This window comes from Streptomyces sp. NBC_00285 (assembly GCF_036174265.1).
Lineage (GTDB): Bacteria > Actinomycetota > Actinomycetes > Streptomycetales > Streptomycetaceae > Streptomyces.
Genome location: NZ_CP108055.1, coordinates 7,659,655 through 7,677,345 on the forward strand (window position 1 = coordinate 7,659,655; position 17,691 = coordinate 7,677,345).

Sequence of the window (17,691 nt, forward strand, 5' to 3'; positions counted from 1 at the left end):
GATGGGTTTCGCTCGCACATGCTCGGTGGCCCTGGTGGGCGTCGAAGGGGTCGTGGTCGAGGTCCAGGCGGACCTGGAGCCCGGAGTCGCCGCCTTCACCCTGGTGGGACTGCCCGACAAGAGCCTGACGGAGAGCCGTGACCGGGTCAGGGCCGCCGTCGTGAACTCGGGTGGTGAATGGCCCCAGAAGAAACTCACAGTGGGGCTCAGCCCGGCATCGGTGCCCAAAGCCGGTTCGGGGTTCGACCTCGCCATCGCGTGCGCCGTGCTGGGCGCCTCCGAACGGATCGACCCGCGCGCGCTCGCCGACATCGTGATGATCGGGGAACTGGGCCTGGACGGCCGGGTCCGTCCTGTCCGGGGCATCCTGCCTGCGGTACTGGCCGCCGCCGACTCCGGCTACGAACAGGTCGTCGTGCCGGAGTGCGCCGCCGCCGAGGCCTCGCTGGTACCCGGGGTCTCCGTCCTGGGCGTGCGCAGTCTCCGGCAGCTGATCGCGGTCCTCACGGACGAACCGGTGCCCGACGAGGAACCACATGAGCCGGGCCGCCCCGATCCGCTGCTGGCGGGCCTGCGCGTTCCGGGCACCGGCGCCGCCACCGGAATGCACACCGCAGGAGCCGCTCACCAGGACCACGGGCACGACCTGGCGGACGTCATCGGTCAGCTCTCGGCGCGGACGGCGGTGGAGGTCGCGGCGGCCGGCGGCCATCACCTATTTCTGGAGGGGCCGCCCGGCGCGGGCAAGACGATGCTCGCCGAGCGGCTGCCCGCGGTGCTGCCCCGGCTGCTCCGGGAGGAGTCGCTCGAGGTGACGGCGGTGCACTCGGTGGCGGGCCTGCTGCCGCCGGGCAAGCCCCTGATCGACGTCGCCCCCTACTGCGCCCCGCACCACTCGGCCACCATGCAGGCCCTCGTCGGCGGCGGGGCCGGTGTCGCCCGCCCCGGTGCCGTCTCGCTCTCGCATCGAGGCGTGCTGTTCCTCGACGAGACACCCGAGTTCGCCACCCGGGCCCTCGACGCGCTGCGGCAGCCGCTGGAGGCGGGGCACGTGGTGATCGCGCGCAGCGCGGGCGTCGTACGGTTTCCGGCGAAGTTCCTGATGGTGCTCGCCGCGAATCCGTGCCCCTGCGGTCGGTTCTCGCAGACCGACGACTTCTGCGAGTGCCCGCCCTCGGCGATCCGCCGCTACCAGGCGAGGCTCTCCGGTCCGCTGCTCGACCGGGTCGACCTGCGGGTGCAGGTGGACCGCGTCACGCGCGACCAGCTTGCCGGGCGGGGCGCCCGGGGTGAGTCGACCCAGGTGGTCGCAGACCGGGTGCGGGCGGCCAGGGAACGGGCGGCGACACGGTTGGCCGGAACTCCATGGCGGATCAACGGCGAGGTGCCCGGTCGCGAGCTGCGAAGCCGCTGGCACGCCGTGTCCGGGGCGATGGACGACGCCGAGCGCAATCTGGAAAGAGGCGTGCTGACCGCCCGCGGACTCGACCGCGTCCTACGGGTCGCCTGGACGGTCGCGGACCTCGTCGGACACGACCGTCCGGATGCGACGGACGTCGCCCTGGCGCTGCAACTGCGCACCGGGGTACCGCGGGGCGTGCCCATGGCCCTCGGGGCACTGACGTGAGCGCCGACGGACCCGACGACGAGATGCTCGAGCGGGTCTTTCTCGCTCGGGTCGTCGAGCCCGGGGACGAGACCGGGGGACGGTGGGTCCGGGAATGGGGCGTGCGGGAGGTCGCCTCGCGGTTGCGGGGCGCCGGGAAGCCGTTGCCGGGGGTGGGGGAGAAGCGGTGGGAAGGACTGCGGGCCCGGGCGCGGGTGGCCGAGCCGGACCGGGATCTGGCCGTCGCGTACGCGGCCGGCGCGCGGTTCGTCGTTCCCGGAGCCGGCGAGTGGCCGGGGCAGCTCGACGACCTCGGGGACGCTCGCCCGCTCGGGCTGTGGGTGCGCGGGCGGCCCAACCTGCGGATGTGGGCGCTCAGGTCGGTCGCCGTGGTGGGGGCCCGTGCCTGTACCGAGTACGGGGCCCACATGGCGGCCACCCTCGGCACCGGGCTCGCCGAACGCGGATGGGTCGTCGTGTCCGGCGGCGCCTACGGGGTCGACGGCGCCGCCCACCGTGGCGCCCTCGGCGCCGGCGGTGCCACCGTCGCGGTGCTGGCCTGCGGGGTCGACCGGCCCTACCCGCGCGGACACACCCAGTTGATCACCAGGATCGCGGAACAGGGCCTGGTGATCGGGGAGTTGCCGCCCGGTGACCATCCGACACCCAGCAGATTCGTGTTGCGCAACAGAGTGATCCGACCTTCTCTGGGGGTGACATGCGTCGTGAAGCTTGTCCAGGGCACTTCGCGCAGCTCAGAGCCGGTGACGACGACGATAGCGAGTGCAACAGGTGTGGCGCTATCGCTGGATAGGGTGAGTTAGAAGGCTCGCGACTGGGGGCCGCCGACCGTAGGTCGGCGGCCCCCAGTCGAGATCGACTCAGACCTTGCGCGCCGGGATGGCGTAGGTATTGAAAAGTTGATCGCCATTTAGGCGATTTGCCGCGAGATGCGTGGCGACGCTGCCCTCGTCCCGCCATAGACCCAGTCCGTCGGCCAGGGCAACCGTGTACCTGGTCACGGCAGCTTTGAGGGCGTCGAGCTTGTCAGGCGTGATGACGACCATGCCCGGCTCCGGGGTGCCCAGCGAGTCGCAAATATTGCTGGGGTGGAGCATGACCGGCAGGGGAGTGGCTTCCGGATACTCGCGGCGGTCCCATCGGACGCTGCCGCCGAGCTGATTCAGATCGTGCTTCGAGATGGTGCTGGTGGTGCAGCCCGTCTTGAGTTCTGTGACGGCATGCCGAGTCGAGCTGAGAATCCAGAGGTTGTCTGGACCTTCGCCGCCGCTCTCCTTGTCGGGGCGGCTGCTGGCGAACCCGAGGTGCCGTCCCAGCTGCTGCCAGGCGGCTTCGGCCTGGTTCGTGCGCTCCTCGTCCCAGGCGACATCCTCCAGCAGGGCCTTGACCCCGAGGACGAATTGAGTTGGATTGTCGTATTTTGCGGCCAGGAACGCGGCTGCTTCTCGGGCTTGAACGGCCCCGGCCTTGACCTTGGCGGGGGCGATGCCGGCAGCTGGTCGCAATACCGCGTGGTTGAGTCCCGTAGCGTTCACGAGCACCTGCTGAGCCTGGTGCGAGTCGGTGAAGTGAACGTATCCAGCCCGCTGCTCCAGCAGCCATCCCCGCAAGGCTGGATCATCCGTCTGGTTGATCACCTGCACAAAACGTTCAGCTGCATTGCTGGTCTGGCCGACGACGGCCAGGTCGAATGCCTTCCGACTCGCGATGGCCTCGGGGCGGATTCTCGTGTACTCGGCGTAGCGGACCGTGGCCGTGCGGCGTCGGCTCTCCTCAACCCAGGCCGGATCTCTGCTGAGGAAAAGGGAGAGAGCCTCCCGAATCGAGCTGATTCCCTCGCCTTTGATCTGGAGGGCCAGTTCCTGGCTGAGCCCAAGCTGGGCCTGGGTCGCGTTGGAGAACATCGACAGGCGGTTCGGCTCCGTCGTGGCTCGGGCGAGGTTGGCTCCGAGAAGGAGAACTGCGCAGTGGTCGTCCCGATCACGCACGCCTCGGCCCATGCCCTGCTCGATCCTCTGGATCTCACGTGCTGTGACGGTCGGGCTGCCGGTCAGGGCATCCGCTTCGCGGCGGTCGGCGCCGCTCATCGGAGTGGGGACGCCATCGAGGATCAGGAGGCGACAGGCGTCGCCGGGCAGGTCGACCCCGTCGTATTTGTTGATCAAGACCACGAGGCGGCCGCGTGTGGACTTGAGGGTTTCTACTCCGGCTGCGAGGTCATCGACTCTGAGCACGGCGTCCGCGAACGGCTTCCACGGCTCTGCGGCCGGCCCACTGGGCACGATGACGACGACGTTGATCGGCTGTGCGTCGGGGGCACCGTCACCGTTCCGGTCACCGTTGGCGAATTGCCGGGCAAGCAGTCTGATGGCCCCGGCGTCGAGGTTGCGGTTGAGTGCCAGCGGAGAAAGGATCAGCCGGTCGCCGAGGTCCGCCGCGCTTCCTGGAGTGACGGGTTTGACCAGAAGTTCCGGGTCGGCATCGAGCGAGGTCACGAGCACACTGTCGTCTGCGAGAGTGGCAGTGAGGTAGACGCGGCGGCGGGCCTTCGCGAACGACGGGATCATGTGGATCGGCGGGCACGGCGGACGGATCTCGAAGCCTTGACTGGTCGCGGTCGCGGCGCACAGCGGAAGGACATCCGCGATCAGGGGCCACGTGAACCGGAACTCTTTGTTGCTTTCCCGGTGCGGGTGCAGCAGCTCCATGACGTCCTGGGCTCGGTCCGCCCATGCCCAGAACGGGACACGGATGGTCGCGGTGTACTCCGCTGTGCTGATGTCTGCCCATGCCTTCGCGGACTGTCGGCGCAAGTCGCCCTCGAACATGTCCAGGAGCGGCTGATAGGTGTCGTGTCCGCGGGCGATGTTGAGCGTGAACTGAGCCTCTGTGGCCGCCAGCGCGGCATGGGCGTCGTCAACGATCACGACACCCAGATCCATGGGCGGGTGTGATCCGCCGATCACTCCGAAGCGGGACAGGCCGTTGACGAGGGTGTGGAAAGTGGTGATCAGGATTGCCCGCTCGGCGCGGAACTCCATGTCGTCCGGGTCGCTGGCTGTCGCGAGTCCCAGCCGGTGGGCCTCGGCTCGGGCCTGGGATGCCAGGTATTTGTCGGGCGTGAGATAGACGGCCTTGCCGATGCCCTCGTTCAAGGTGCTCTGCGCGATCAGCAGGCCGACGACCGTCTTGCCGCCTCCCGTGTTCTGCTTGATCACGACGTCATGGTTGTCTCTGATGTCGAACCATGATTCGAATACCTCGCCCTGTTCCTGGCGGAGGTATGGGAAGGGGCGGTTCGGCAGTCCGTTGAAGATGTCGCGCGGGCGGATGAGGGGTGCACGATCGCCCTTGCCCAGCCTGCTCAGATCCAGAGGCATGTCCTTCGAGTCCCCTCTCCCGCCGGCTGCGGACGCTGCCGGTCTCGCATTGTCATCATGCCGTTGCCGGTTCCCTCGATGCACAACGATTAGTGACGCTGCGTGCGCCAGCCGCTGGCCAGGGGCGGCCTGCCCAACGTTTGGCGCTTCAGCGGCAAGCGTGATCAATTTCGTTGGTTAATGGCCCGGGTCAGCTCGCGGTTGGCGCCTCGTGCCGCCGCGAGCTCCTCGGTCCGTTCGTCGAGCTGACCGCGTACTTCCGCGAGTTCTTGCTCAAGGATCGCGATGCGCCGCTGTAGCTGGTCGACGTCGGTGGGGGCGCCGAGGCCGGAGTCGGCCCATGCGGACTCTCCGAGCGATTCGGAGAGGCGTTTCTCCAGTTGCCGGACCCGCTGGGCGAGCCGCGTGTTGCGCTCCAGCGCGTTGGCCAGGTCCGCCTGGAGCGAGGCCCTGGTCACGGCTGCCTGCCGCCCTTCAGACGGGGGGCTGGCCGCGGCGGTGTGGACTCGTTCGAGCAGGTCTCGGTGCCGATAGAGGAAGGTGCGATCGACCCGCGCCGCGCGGGCGAGCCCGGACACGGTGATGGCCTCGCCGCTTCGCAGGGCTGCGTCGATTGCTTTGAGGACGCGTTCGCGTCGGCGGGCCGAGTCTGCCCGCTTTCCTTCGATCATGGGGGCGGTCATGAGGCTCTTCCAGGACGGAGGTCGGGCAGGGGCTGGCGGATCTTCGGCATTCCGAGTGAGACGACGTGGCGGCTGTTGCGGACCAGTCCGACGGCCTGCTCGATCTGGGTCCGGTCTTCGGCGGTGAGTCCGTCGAGGTCCTCGCGGACACGGCGGACCAGGCGCCTCACTCGGGTGATCTCCTCGTCCGAGGGCATTGCCTCGCCCTTGGCCCAGGAATCGGCGTCGGCGAAGGCCGCGAGCCGTTCCCGGTTGCGCAGGAGATCGGCCAGGTATGCCTCCAGGTCTGGCAGATAGGACACGTCGGTGCGGAAGTGTCCGCAGCCGACGCAACGGAACCGCACCGGGCAGTCGTGGCCGCCAGCCGCGACGTTCGACGGCTCGGAGCAAACGCCGTAGGGAACGGCGACTTCGCCGACGGCTCTGCGGGCGTGTTCGGAGTCGAGTAGGTTCTTGGCCTGGCGCCAGACGCGGTTGCCGTGCCGGTCGAACTGCATGGCGGTGACGCGGTCGACGGCCTCCCTGCGGCGGGTCTCGCCAACGCGGTAATAGCGTTGAGTGGTGTCGAGTTGGCGATGATCCATAAGCCCTCTGAGGACGTCGATGGGGACGCCCGCGTCGGCATGTCGTTGTGCGTAGGTGTGCCGGTAGGCGTAGGGGAAGATGTTCGCCTTGTCGTAGGGGAGCATCTCGGTGACGCGTTCGCCGTCCCGCAGGACCACGATGGGGACGACGAAGTCGGGCAGCGAGACGACCCAGGATCGATGCGCGTCGCTGATCCACCCGTCACTGACCGGCTTCGTGCCGTCCGGGTTCATCCGGATCGAGGGAAGCAGCTTGAGGTCCTTGACCGGGGTATCCGGGAACCGGGCCCGAGCACGTTTCTGCTGGTCGAGGATCACTGTTGCGGTCGCCTCGGGGATGGGCAGCCGCCGCCCGTTCCTGAGTGCCTTGTGGTTGTCGTAGATGAGCACGGGTTTGCCGTCGCTGTCGCGTTCGAGGCAGTCCCAGCCCAGGGTGCGGATCTCGCCGGGGCGTCGACCGGTGTCCATAAGGAGCTCGATGACGGTGCGGATCACCGGGTCCTCGCCGGAGCCCAGCGAGTTCAGGTGGTCGCAGAGCTGGCGCATCACCTCCGGCGGAAGGTCGTGGCCGGCCTCCGTGTCCTCCGGATCGTCGGGGATGTCCTCCCAGCGCAGGACGAAGTCGCTGTTCAGACCGTGCAACGGGTGCCCCGGCTGGTCCAGGCCGAGCGTCCTCATCCGGGTCAGCAGCCGCCTGACGTCACGGGCAATCTTGCAGCGGCGGACCGAGCTGATCTCCTCGCGTTCGTGCAGGAACCGGAGCCGGTTGAGGAAGTGCAGCACGTCCTCCCGGACGAGTAGCCGCGGAACGGTGCCCTCGTCGGCCCGGTTGAGCCGGAGGCTCGCCGAGAGGTGTGCCAGCGAGTTGATCTGACTCTGGACGGTGTTCCGGATCTTGTGGCCGCGGCGTCCGGGAACGTCATCGACGGCCCAGCTCTTGGCGGCCTCACGCAGCCAAGGCTGGCTGATCTCGTTGAAGTACAAGTTCCCGGCGAAGCCGAAGGCGGCGCCGTCCCAGGTGTCCTTGTGGCGCTCGGTCTCCGGCGACAGCTGGGAGCGGTCGCAGTGCTTGAGGATGCCCCTCACGAGTCGCCGGAGGTTCTTGGGCAGCGGGCTCGGGTCGAGTTCGCTCAGTGAGCCGAGTTGCTGGGCCCGGACGAGATCGGCGATGCCTCGGGTGTCCACGTCGAGCTGTCGGATTCCTTCGGCATAACGCTGTTGCAGGCCGTAGAGGAGTTCGGCGACGACCCGGTCAGGAAGGCCGCGCAGGCTGACCTTCCCCGACTCGGCGATTCCGGTCGCTGTCCGCCGCCACGTCTCCTCGTCGTGTGCGTACCCATTCCGGCGAACGATCTTCCACCGGTTCGTATGGGCATGGCAGTAGGGTCCCCGGCCGTGCCGGTCCCTCGCGCAGGCCGCGACCTGACACGGCCCGAAGCCCGGCAGCGGCCGGACGTCCGGATGACGGATGAACTCCTCCACCGGCAGGCAGAAGATGTTCTCCTGCTGGTGACCGTGAGTGGTGCACAACGGTCTGGTCGACGTCATCCAGGGCCTCGCGCAGTGCGGGACCCGGCAGTTGGAGATCCCGATCCCGCGCCAGGACCGCACGGTGTTCGCGACGAAGTCCTCGAACTCCTGGCCCCGCCGTTCCATCTGTTGCCAGCAGGCGACGCAGATCCCGCGGTGGGCCTTCGTGAAGGTCATCTGTTCGCAGCCGGCCACGAGGCACTGAGGCCCTCCCAGCAGCGGGTGACCCGCCGGGAAGGTCAGCACCCGGACACTGGAATCCCAGCTCATCGTGCTGAGGAAGTCCGGCTTCAATGCCGCCAGGAGCTCAGTGGTGAGCGGGTCTTCGATCGGGCGAGCCGGAGCAAGGGCAAGGGTCATCGGGAGTCTCCCTCGCTCAGCTGACGCGGTGATGGAACCCGTTCGACCGCCTCACGCAGCCGTGCCGCCTTGGGATGCAGATAGGGCCGGGCCGAGGCGGGGTTCTTCTGGCCCAGCAGGGCCTGGACCTCGTCGAGGCTGCCACCCGCGTCCGCGACGTTGCTGGCCATGGCGTGGCGACACATGTGCGGGGAGATCGGCCGGTCCAGCCCGGCCCGCCCGGCCAGCGACTCCACGAGCTCACCGATCGCGTCCGGGGTGACGGGGGAGCCGTAGGGCGGGCGGAACAGGTTGACCAGGACGAAGTCGCTGCCGCCGGCGCCCAGCCGCTCAAAGCGCTCCAGTGCGTACTGGTCGAAAGCCTGGACCACGAGGAAGTCGACGGGGAACCAGACCGAGGCCCGGCGCTTGGACCAGGCGTTGTTCTCGTTCTGCCGCCGGACGACGTGCAGGTGGGCTCCCTCGATGTCACAGCCCAGAGACCGCGAGTCCACCAGCAGGTGGAGGTCGGTGCGGTGCAGTCCCGCAGTCTGCCCGCGCCGGAGCCCGACCCGGGCAAGCAGCAGCAGAATCAGCCGGTCACGAGCGGAGCGGCAGGCGAGGAACATCGCGACGATCTCCTCGTCGCTGGCCCTGTCGACGTCGGTCTCCGGCTCCTGGAGCCGATGACGGGCGCGTAGCCGGTAGCGCAGCCCGCCGTTCTCACCGCGTGCCTCGTATGGCAGATCCCGGTCGTCGCCGAGTTCGTAGAGCTGTTCCAGCACCCACGCCGGGACCGCCTTGTTCACCACGGCGTGGGCCAGGAACATCCGGACCGCGGTCAGCACCTTGTTGATCCGGCTCTCGCCCCGGGCCGGCTTCGAGCCCGGCCCCGGCACCACGGTCACGTGCTGTCCGCCGTCGCCGGGCGTCCACTTGAGCCAGAGCATGAACAGCCCCATATCCCGGGCAGCCGTCCGCCAGTCGCGTCCCGTACGTACGCACCAGCGGAGGAACAGAGACACCCCTTCCGCGTACGACTTCGTCGTACTCTCCGCCCGGTCCCGAGCCAGTCTCAGCTCCCGCAGGAACCGATCAGCGCTCTCCACCACCACCAGGTCGTCATCCATCACGGTCCAGTACCTGGTGCCCGACGGCATCCGTACAGGGAAGGCCCGCACTTGTAGCCCCACTTCACGAGACGATCGCAACGATCCGCCGCAGAGCCACACCCCCCGAGTACCGCTGCAACCTCACCAACGAGAAGGGGAGTTGCAGCGTCACACCACAGCCACAGAACCCCCGGAGAACGCCGCCCTCACTCGGGGAACCGTGGTCGTCGAGGCGGCCCACCGCAGCGGCTCGCTGGTCACCGCGCGGGCAGCACAGCGGCTGGGACGTCACACGATGGGGGTACCCGGGCCGGCCACCAGCAGCCTCTCCGGCGGAGTGCACGAACTGCTGCGCGAGAACGCCACGCTCGTCACGGACGCCGCGGAAGTCGTCGAACTGGTCGGCGACATGGGCGAACTGGCGCCGGACCGGCGCGGACCGGTCCTGCCGCGCGATCTGCTGGACCCGGCGGCGCGGAGGGTCCTGGCCGCGCTGCCCGGGCGCCGGGAGGCGGACGTGGGCGAGATCGCCCGCGGCGCGCAGACCACGCAGGACGACGCGATCGCGAGACTGTACGAACTCCGTGCACTTGGTTACGTCGAACGACACGGCGACGGCTGGAAGTTGACACGCCAGGCGATGATCTCGGTCCGGGGCGGCCGGAGCCCGTGCTGACCGAGCGTGTTCGGCCGTCCGAGGGAGTCCCCGAAGCCCTTGGGATTTCCCGCAGTTGAAGTACTCCGGTGATCACACAGGGCGACCGTCGTGCCTTCGGGGAGCGGTCGGCGGAGCGTGTCCGCGCAGGAACCCGGCCACGCCCTTTGCGCACTGCGACACTTCAGTCACGCTACGCTCACGGGGATTCCGACGCAGTTCACATACATCGCGTACTTCACGGCAGAACGGCACAAGGCGACGAATGCCCCAGCACACTTCCGGGTCCGACCGGGCGGCGATCCCGCCAGCCGCCCGTGACGGTGGCAGCGTGCGACCGCCCGCTCCCTCGACCCTCGACGAGTTGTGGCGGTCGTACAAGGCGACGGCGGACGAGCGGTTGCGTGAGCAGCTGATCCTGCACTACTCACCGCTCGTGAAGTACGTCGCGGGACGGGTGAGCGTCGGACTGCCGCCCAACGTCGAGCAGGCGGACTTCGTGTCCTCGGGGGTCTTCGGACTCATCGACGCGATCGAGAAGTTCGACATCGACCGGGAGATCAAGTTCGAGACGTACGCGATCACCCGGATCCGGGGCGCGATGATCGACGAACTGCGGGCGCTGGACTGGATCCCGCGGTCAGTGCGGCAGAAGGCACGCAACGTCGAGCGGGCGTACGCGACCCTGGAGGCGCGGCTGCGGCGGACGCCCTCGGAGGCTGAGGTCGCCGGCGAGCTCGGCATCGCGGTGGACGATCTCCACGCGGTGTTCAGCCAGTTGTCGCTGGCCAACGTGGTGGCGCTGGAGGAGCTGCTGCATGTCGGCGGCGAGGGCGGCGACCGGCTCAGCCTCATGGACACGCTGGAGGACACCGCCGCGGACAACCCCGTGGAGGTCGCCGAGGACCGGGAGCTCAGACGGTTCCTGGCGCGGGCCATCAACACGCTGCCCGAGCGGGAGAAGACCGTCGTGACCCTGTACTACTACGAGGGGCTCACGCTCATGGAGATCGGGAACGTGCTGGGGGTCACCGAGAGCCGGGTCAGCCAGATCCACACCAAGTCCGTGCTCCAGTTGCGGGCGAAGCTGGCGAGTTTCGGCCGCTGACCCGGTCGGACGACCTCGTGGCGCGGGCCGGCCCGGTGGAGTGACTCCCGTCGGGAGTGGCGCGTCCGTACAGTGGTTGACGTGCCAAGGATTCGAGCGGCCTCAGTGGCCGAGCACCGGACGATGCAGCGGGCCGCTCTGCTGGACGCGGCTCGCTCTTTGCTGTCCGAGGGCGGGACGGAGGCGCTGACCTTCCCCGCTCTCGCCGAGCGGACGGGGCTCGCGCGGTCTTCCGTGTACGAGTACTTCCGCTCGCGGGCCGCCGTGGTCGAGGAACTGTGCGAGGTCGACTTCCCGGTGTGGGTCGCGGAGGTCTCGGCGGCGATGGCCGCGGCACAGGACGCGGAGGCCAGGGTCGAGGCCTATGTACGGCGGCAGCTCGCGCTGGTCGGGGACCGGCGGCATCGGGCTGTCGTCGCGATCTCCGCGAGCGAGCTGGACGCGGGAGCCCGGGAGAAGATCCGCGCGGCGCACGGCGGGCTGGTGGCGATGATCGTCGAGGCGCTCGCTGAGATGGGGCACGCGCAGCCCCGGCTGGCGGCCATGCTGGTGCAGGGGGTCGTGGACGCGGCTGTGCGCAGGATCGAGCTGGGCGCCGCGGAGGAGCCTTCGGTGATCACCGAGGCGGCGGTTTCCATGGCGTTGAGGGGTGTCCGGGGCTGAGGACCGGGCGGGTTTCGCCGTACTGAACTCTCTGAGGCAGGCCGGTATCGGGTCCGGCAGGGGCTGTGCCACCCGGTGATTGGGGTGCGGCTTGCGCGCACCGGGGTCGCTGTGTGCCAGGGGCCGCCCCCGTGGGCTCGGAGGTGCACTCCTGTCGATGGGCCAGGAGCCGTCACCACGGGCTGGGCCTACGCTTGTGGCCGGAACCGTCCCCGTGGGCCGGGAGCCACCCCTGCGGCCGCGAGCCCCCGCGGCTACCAGAGAGACCCCCGGGGCCGCAGGCCACCCCCGGGCAGCAAGTTGCCCCCGTCGGCCCGGGGCCCAGTCACCCCGCCCCACCGCTCCCATGGTCAGGGCAAGGGGATGTCGAGTACGGGCAGCAGCCTCGACGGGCCTCTGTGGAGCAGCCACGGTGGGAGCAGGGACAGTGGGTCCAGATACGTCTCGCCCCGCCGCAGGCCCCAGTGCACGCACATGGTCGTGCAGTGGGAGCCCGCCGGTTCCACCGTGCCGACGACCTCGCCCGCCTTCACCTCGTCGCCCTTCTCGACCGACGGGCGCACCGGTTCGTACGTCGTCCGGAGATCTGTTCCTGTCAGTTCCACGGACACCACGCCCTTGCCCGCCACCCGGCCCGCGAAGGACACCCGGCCCGGTGCCACCGCGCGCACCGGGGTCCCGGAAGGAGCTGCCAGGTCCACGCCGCGGTGACCGCGGCCGTACACCGTCGCCGGGGGTTCCCAGCCGCGGAGGACCGGCGGGCGGGTGCCCACGGGCCAGGTCCGGGCGATCGCCGGCACCGAGGTGTCGGTGGCCGCCGGGGCCAGGGCAAGGGGGCCGGGCGCGGGTGTCGACAGCGTCAGGATCAGCAGGAGTCCCAGGACCAGCCACGTACCGCATCGCTTCGCTCGCATGCCGGAACCGTCCCGCACCCGCCCCTGCCATGACCGGAGCCTGTGGACCACCGCCCGGTTGTGGACAACGCCGTCACCCGGTACCTCGCGGGTCCCGTACACTTCTTCTGGCGATCCGGGTCACCGGGTCGACTTCGCACGCCCCGACACGCGGCCGGCAACGGTCCTTGTCAGCGCCCCTCGGTCCTTCGTGGCACGGCGCATGTGGGTGTCAGGCGCGGGAGCCGTCCGGTCCCCGCGGCACAACCGAGAAACTCAAGGAGAACGGCCATGGCCGTCGTCACGATGCGGGAGCTGCTGGAAAGCGGCGTCCACTTCGGTCACCAGACCCGTCGTTGGAACCCGAAGATGAAGCGCTTCATCTTCACGGAGCGCAACGGCATCTACATCATCGACCTGCTCCAGTCGCTGTCGTACATCGACCGCGCCTACGAGTTCGTCAAGGAGACCGTCGCCCACGGTGGCACGGTCATGTTCGTCGGCACGAAGAAGCAGGCACAGGAGGCGATCGCCGAGCAGGCGACCCGCGTCGGCATGCCCTACGTCAACCAGCGCTGGCTGGGCGGCATGCTCACCAACTTCTCGACCGTCTACAAGCGGCTGCAGCGCCTCAAGGAGCTCGAGGTCATCGACTTCGAGGACGTCGCCGCGTCGGGTCTCACCAAGAAGGAGCTTCTCGTGCTCTCGCGCGAGAAGGCCAAGCTGGAGAAGACCCTCGGTGGTATCCGCGAGATGTCCAAGGTGCCCAGCGCCGTCTGGATCGTGGACACCAAGAAGGAGCACATCGCCGTTGGTGAGGCCCGGAAGCTCCACATTCCGGTGGTCGCGATCCTCGACACCAACTGCGACCCGGACGAGGTCGACTACAAGATCCCGGGCAACGACGACGCGATCCGCTCCGTCACCCTGCTCACCCGCGTGATCGCCGACGCCGTCGCCGAGGGCCTCATCAGCCGCTCGCGCGTCGCCACCGGTGACAAGGGCGAGAAGGCCGCGGGCGAGCCGCTCGCCGAGTGGGAGCGCGACCTGCTCGACGGTGGCGAGAAGAAGGCCGAGGAGGCTCCCGCCGCGGAGGCTGCCGAGGCTCCCGCTGCTGAGGCTCCGGCCGACGAGGCTCCCGCCGCCGAGGCTGAGGTCACGGAGGCTCCGGCCGCCGAGGCCGAGGTCACCGAGGCGCCCGCCGCCGAGGCTGAGGTCACCGAGGCTCCGGCCGCGGACGCCGAGCAGGCCTGATCCGTCAGCGTCAGGGGTGACGGCGGGAGCGGTACGGCATCCGACAGCGCCATCGGCGCGGTCAAGTCCGCTCCCGCCGTTCACCCGTAGGTCAGCGGAGAGTCGGCGGCCCCTGGCTGTATGGGGGGCCGCAGACCCCGTAGATCTTCGATCTTCCAGACTTCGAGAAAGACTTACAGACTCATGGCGAACTACACCGCCGGCGACGTCAAGAAGCTCCGTGAGCTCACGGGCGCCGGAATGATGGACTGCAAGAAGGCGCTGGACGAGGCCGAGGGCGACGTCGACAAGGCAGTAGAGGCGCTCCGGATCAAGGGCCAGAAGGGTGTCGCCAAGCGCGAGGGCCGCTCCGCCGAGAACGGCGCCGTGGTCTCGATCATCGCCGACGACAACTCCTCCGGCGTCCTCGTCGAGCTGAAGTGCGAGACGGACTTCGTCGCCAAGGGCGAGAAGTTCCAGGCCGTCGCGGGCGCGATCGCCGAGCACGTTGCCAAGTCCTCCCCGGCCGACCTGCAGGCCCTGCTCGCCTCCGAGATCGAGGCCGGCAAGACCGTCCAGGCGTACGTGGACGAGGCCAACGCCAACCTCGGCGAGAAGATCGTCCTGGACCGCTTCGCGCAGTTCGGTGACGGCTTCGTGACCGCGTACATGCACCGCACGATGCCCGACCTGCCCCCGCAGATCGGTGTCCTCGTCGAGCTGGACAAGCCGAACGCCGAGGTCGCCCGCGGTGTCGCCCAGCACATCGCCGCCTTCGCGCCGAAGTACCTCTCCAAGGAGGACGTGCCGGCCGAGGTCGTCGAGACCGAGCGCCGCGTCGCCGAGGAGACCACCCGCGCCGAGGGCAAGCCCGAGGCCGCCCTGCCGAAGATCGTCGAGGGTCGCCTCAACGGCTTCTTCAAGGACGCCACGCTGCTCGGCCAGCCGTACGCGCTCGACAACAAGAAGTCGGTCCAGAAGGTTCTGGACGAGGCCGGTGTCACCCTGAAGCGCTTCACGCGTATCAAGGTCGGCATCTGAGTCCGTACCGCGAGCGACGCGCGGGCCCGATAGGGTCGTCAGCAGTCGTCCGGTACGCCGGCACGCACGCGCGTGGCGGACGACAGCAGATCTGACAAGGAGGCCATTGCCGCGCATGGGATGCGAACCAGTTCCCACCGGCAATGGCCTTCTTCGTATGTGCAACAGGTGAAAGAGGCGGGATCTCCATGACCACCAAGGTCAAGAGCGACGACGGCAAGGTACGCGGCCGGTTTCTGCTGAAGCTGTCCGGAGAGGCGTTCGCCGGCGGCGGGGGCCTGGGTGTGGACCCCAACGTGGTGCACAAGATCGCCCGCGAGATCGCCGCCGTGGTCCGGGACGGCGCCGAGATCGCCGTCGTCATCGGCGGCGGCAACTTCTTCCGCGGCGCCGAGCTTCAGCAGCGCGGCATGGACCGGGCGCGCTCGGACTACATGGGCATGCTCGGCACCGTGATGAACTGCCTCGCTCTCCAGGACTTCCTGGAGAAGGAGGGCATCGACAGCCGGGTGCAGACCGCCATCACCATGGGCCAGGTCGCCGAGCCGTACATCCCGCTGCGTGCCGTGCGCCACCTGGAGAAGGGCCGAGTGGTCATCTTCGGCGCCGGCATGGGCATGCCGTACTTCTCCACCGACACCACCGCCGCGCAGCGCGCCCTGGAGATCGACGCCGAGGCGCTGCTGATGGGCAAGAACGGCGTGGACGGGGTCTACGACTCCGACCCGAAGACCAACCCCGACGCGGTCAAGTTCGACTCCCTCGGGTACGGCGAGGTCATCACCCGCGACCTCAAGGTCGCCGACGCCACGGCCGTCACACTGTGCCGCGACAACAAGCTCCCGATCCTCGTGTTCGAGCTCCTGGCGGAGGGCAATATCGCGCGCGCCGTCAAGGGTGAGAAGATCGGCACGCTTGTGGGTGACCAGGGCAACCGGGACTGACCTCAGATACACCCGGTCCCTGACCGGGGGATGGACAATGTCCTGCCGGTCGGGAACCGTGCAGGAAGAGACGCGACGCAGCCGGCCGCCGCCCCACGCACACGGAACAGCAGCCGGGCCTACTCAAGACACGCAGGAGCAAGTGGTGATCGAAGAGACCCTCCTCGAGGCCGAGGAGAAGATGGAGAAGGCCGTCGTCGTCGCCAAGGAGGACTTCGCCGCGATCCGTACCGGTCGTGCGCACCCGGCGATGTTCAACAAGATCGTGGCGGACTACTACGGTGCGCTGACGCCGATCAACCAGCTGGCTTCGTTCTCCGTGCCGGAGCCGCGCATGGCGGTGGTGACCCCGTTCGACAAGACGGCCCTGCGCAACATCGAGCAGGCCATCCGTGACTCCGACCTGGGCGTCAACCCGAGCAACGACGGCAACATCATCCGCGTGGTGTTCCCCGAGCTCACCGAGGAGCGCCGCCGCGACTACATCAAGGTCGCCAAGAGCAAGGCCGAGGACTCGCGCGTGTCCATTCGCGCGGTCCGCCGCAAGGCCAAGGACTCGATCGACAAGCTCGTCAAGGACGGCGAGGTCGGCGAGGACGACGGCCGTCGTGCGGAGAAGGATCTCGACGACGCGACGCACAAGTACGTCGCCCAGGTGGACGAGCTCCTGAAGCACAAGGAAGCGGAGCTTCTCGAGGTCTGATGAACGACTCTTCCTGGGGAACGCCGCCACAAGCCGGGTACTGGGGGCCGTCCGACCAGGGGCCTGTCCAGGGGGCTGCCCCGGCGGGTCCCGCGTACGATGCGCATGACGCGCAGCACACTCGCCCCATGCCCATCGTGCCCGACGGACCGGCCGTACCCCGGTACGGCGACGACCAGGATGACGACCGGGGGGCCGCTCGGCTGAGTGGTCCCCCGTTCCAGGACGAGACGTTCCGCGACGGGACGACGTCCTACCGCGACCCCACCAGGTCGGCGCAGCCCTACCCGGCAGCGCCGCAGACGCAGAATCCGGAGCCCATGTCCGACTCCTCGCAGCCGGCGCCCGCGCCGCAGAAGAAGAGCGCGGGGCGGGACCTGGGTGCGGCCATAGGGGTCGGGGTCGGACTCGGCGTGGTGATCATCGCGTCGCTGTTCTTCGTCAAGGCCGCGTTCGTCGGCGTGATAGCGGTCGCCGTCGTCGTGGGTCTGTGGGAGCTGACCAGCAGGCTTCAGGAGCGCAAGGGCATCAAGGCGCCCCTCGTGCCGCTGGCGCTCGGCGGGGCCGCGATGGTCGTCGCCGGGTATGTCCGGGGCGCGGAGGGTGCCTGGGTCGCCATGGCGCTCACGACGCTCGCCGTGCTCGTCTGGCGGATGACGGAGCCGCCGGAGGGTTACCTGAAGGACGTCACGGCGGCCGTCTTCGCGGCGTTCTACGTCCCGTTCCTGGCCACGTTCGTCGCGATGATGCTGACGGCCGAGGACGGGGCGGCCCGCGTCCTGGTATTCCTGCTCCTGACCGTCGTCAGCGACACCGGTGCGTACGCCGTCGGCTGGCGCTTCGGCACCCACAAGCTCGCGCCGCGCATCAGCCCCGGCAAGACGCGTGAGGGTCTGGTCGGCGCGGTGGCGTTCGCGATGGTGGCGGGCGCGCTGTGCATGGAGTTCCTGATCGACGACGGCGAGTGGTGGCAGGGACTGGTCGTCGGCCTTGCGGTCGCAGCCAGCGCGACGCTGGGTGACCTCGGCGAGTCGATGATCAAGCGGGACCTCGGCATCAAGGACATGGGCACGCTGCTGCCGGGGCACGGCGGGATCATGGACCGCCTGGACTCGCTGCTGCCGACGGCGCCTGTGGTGTGGCTGCTGCTGGTGCTGTTCGTGGGCAGCGGCTGACGCAGGACGGTGGGCGAGGGG

At 69.0% G+C, this 17,691-nt stretch carries 13 protein-coding genes and 2 pseudogenes; 10 read left to right on the plus strand and 5 right to left on the minus strand.

Annotation, left to right across the window (positions count from 1 at the left end; translation table 11 throughout):
* The first annotated feature begins 1 nt into the window (after position 1).
* Together OHT57_RS35455 and OHT57_RS35460 are read left to right on the plus strand one after the other, a co-directional pair.
* A complete protein-coding gene (locus OHT57_RS35455) occupies positions 2-1,627 on the plus strand; it encodes a YifB family Mg chelatase-like AAA ATPase (protein WP_328750841.1) in 1,626 nt (541 codons plus the stop codon).
* Between the two features lie 23 nt (positions 1,628-1,650).
* Positions 1,651-2,400: pseudogene (locus OHT57_RS35460) on the plus strand (DNA-processing protein DprA); the annotation flags it as partial.
* Positions 2,401-2,487: 87 nt separating this feature from the next.
* Here the strand turns inward: OHT57_RS35460 and OHT57_RS35465 are convergent.
* The 4 genes from OHT57_RS35465 to OHT57_RS35480 all read right to left on the minus strand — a co-directional run bounded on the left by OHT57_RS35465 (position 2,488) and on the right by OHT57_RS35480 (position 9,273).
* The gene (locus tag OHT57_RS35465) at positions 2,488-5,007 is read right to left on the minus strand and encodes a DEAD/DEAH box helicase (RefSeq protein ID WP_328750842.1); all 2,520 of its coding nucleotides are present in this window, start codon (positions 5,005-5,007) and stop codon (positions 2,488-2,490) included.
* 164 nt (positions 5,008-5,171) lie between these two features.
* Positions 5,172-5,690, minus strand: coding sequence for a DUF6262 family protein (locus OHT57_RS35470; protein WP_328750843.1), 519 nt, complete (start codon positions 5,688-5,690; stop codon positions 5,172-5,174).
* Positions 5,687-8,164 carry a tyrosine-type recombinase/integrase gene (locus tag OHT57_RS35475; protein ID WP_328750844.1) on the minus strand — a complete coding sequence of 826 codons (2,478 nt, stop codon included), beginning with the start codon at positions 8,162-8,164 and terminating at the stop codon, positions 5,687-5,689. The genes OHT57_RS35470 and OHT57_RS35475 overlap by 4 nt, the downstream gene beginning before the upstream one ends.
* A complete protein-coding gene (locus tag OHT57_RS35480) occupies positions 8,161-9,273 on the minus strand; it encodes a tyrosine-type recombinase/integrase (RefSeq protein ID WP_328750845.1) in 1,113 nt (370 codons plus the stop codon). Before OHT57_RS35480 ends, OHT57_RS35475 begins: the two co-directional genes overlap by 4 nt.
* 181 nt (positions 9,274-9,454) lie before the next feature.
* On the opposite strand from OHT57_RS35480, the pseudogene OHT57_RS35485 reads away from it, so the two are divergent.
* The 3 genes and pseudogenes from OHT57_RS35485 to OHT57_RS35495 all read left to right on the plus strand — a co-directional run.
* Positions 9,455-9,931, plus strand: a pseudogene (locus tag OHT57_RS35485) (DNA-processing protein DprA); the annotation flags it as partial.
* A 244-nt stretch (positions 9,932-10,175) separates the two neighbouring features.
* Entirely contained in the window at positions 10,176-11,018 is an 843-nt protein-coding gene (whiG, locus tag OHT57_RS35490; protein ID WP_328750846.1) for an RNA polymerase sigma factor WhiG, read from the plus strand.
* Positions 11,019-11,123: 105 nt separating this feature from the next.
* The gene (locus OHT57_RS35495) at positions 11,124-11,681 is read left to right on the plus strand and encodes a TetR/AcrR family transcriptional regulator (RefSeq protein WP_328753414.1); all 558 of its coding nucleotides are present in this window, start codon (positions 11,124-11,126) and stop codon (positions 11,679-11,681) included.
* 350 nt (positions 11,682-12,031) lie between these two features.
* Here OHT57_RS35495 and OHT57_RS35500 read toward each other — a convergent pair whose 3' ends face one another.
* Positions 12,032-12,595 carry a M23 family metallopeptidase gene (locus tag OHT57_RS35500; protein WP_328750847.1) on the minus strand — a complete coding sequence of 188 codons (564 nt, stop codon included), beginning with the start codon at positions 12,593-12,595 and terminating at the stop codon, positions 12,032-12,034.
* Between the two features lie 270 nt (positions 12,596-12,865).
* On the opposite strand from OHT57_RS35500, the gene rpsB reads away from it, so the two are divergent.
* The 5 genes from rpsB (at position 12,866) to OHT57_RS35525 (ending at position 17,670) form a co-directional block, all read left to right on the plus strand.
* Entirely contained in the window at positions 12,866-13,828 is a 963-nt protein-coding gene (rpsB, locus tag OHT57_RS35505; protein ID WP_328750848.1) for a 30S ribosomal protein S2, read from the plus strand.
* A gap of 183 nt (positions 13,829-14,011) precedes the next feature.
* Positions 14,012-14,848 carry a translation elongation factor Ts gene (tsf, locus tag OHT57_RS35510; protein ID WP_328750849.1) on the plus strand — a complete coding sequence of 279 codons (837 nt, stop codon included), beginning with the start codon at positions 14,012-14,014 and terminating at the stop codon, positions 14,846-14,848.
* A 188-nt stretch (positions 14,849-15,036) separates the two neighbouring features.
* A complete protein-coding gene (gene pyrH / locus OHT57_RS35515) occupies positions 15,037-15,792 on the plus strand; it encodes a UMP kinase (protein ID WP_328750851.1) in 756 nt (251 codons plus the stop codon).
* Between the two features lie 145 nt (positions 15,793-15,937).
* A complete protein-coding gene (gene frr / locus OHT57_RS35520; RefSeq protein WP_328750852.1) occupies positions 15,938-16,495 on the plus strand; it encodes a ribosome recycling factor in 558 nt (185 codons plus the stop codon).
* A complete protein-coding gene (locus OHT57_RS35525; protein ID WP_328750853.1) occupies positions 16,495-17,670 on the plus strand; it encodes a phosphatidate cytidylyltransferase in 1,176 nt (391 codons plus the stop codon). The genes frr and OHT57_RS35525 overlap by 1 nt, the downstream gene beginning before the upstream one ends.
* Positions 17,671-17,691 lie beyond the last annotated feature (21 nt).

Coding starts and splice junctions, on each gene's coding strand:
- OHT57_RS35455 (WP_328750841.1), top strand. CDS start 2: ATGGGTTTCGCTCGCACATGCTCGGTGGCCCTGGTGGGCGTCGAAGGG.
- OHT57_RS35465 (WP_328750842.1), bottom strand. CDS start 5,007: ATGCCTCTGGATCTGAGCAGGCTGGGCAAGGGCGATCGTGCACCCCTC.
- OHT57_RS35470 (WP_328750843.1), bottom strand. CDS start 5,690: ATGACCGCCCCCATGATCGAAGGAAAGCGGGCAGACTCGGCCCGCCGA.
- OHT57_RS35475 (WP_328750844.1), bottom strand. CDS start 8,164: ATGACCCTTGCCCTTGCTCCGGCTCGCCCGATCGAAGACCCGCTCACC.
- OHT57_RS35480 (WP_328750845.1), bottom strand. CDS start 9,273: ATGGATGACGACCTGGTGGTGGTGGAGAGCGCTGATCGGTTCCTGCGG.
- whiG (WP_328750846.1), top strand. CDS start 10,176: ATGCCCCAGCACACTTCCGGGTCCGACCGGGCGGCGATCCCGCCAGCC.
- OHT57_RS35500 (WP_328750847.1), bottom strand. CDS start 12,595: ATGCGAGCGAAGCGATGCGGTACGTGGCTGGTCCTGGGACTCCTGCTG.
- rpsB (WP_328750848.1), top strand. CDS start 12,866: ATGGCCGTCGTCACGATGCGGGAGCTGCTGGAAAGCGGCGTCCACTTC.
- tsf (WP_328750849.1), top strand. CDS start 14,012: ATGGCGAACTACACCGCCGGCGACGTCAAGAAGCTCCGTGAGCTCACG.
- pyrH (WP_328750851.1), top strand. CDS start 15,037: ATGACCACCAAGGTCAAGAGCGACGACGGCAAGGTACGCGGCCGGTTT.
- OHT57_RS35525 (WP_328750853.1), top strand. CDS start 16,495: ATGAACGACTCTTCCTGGGGAACGCCGCCACAAGCCGGGTACTGGGGG.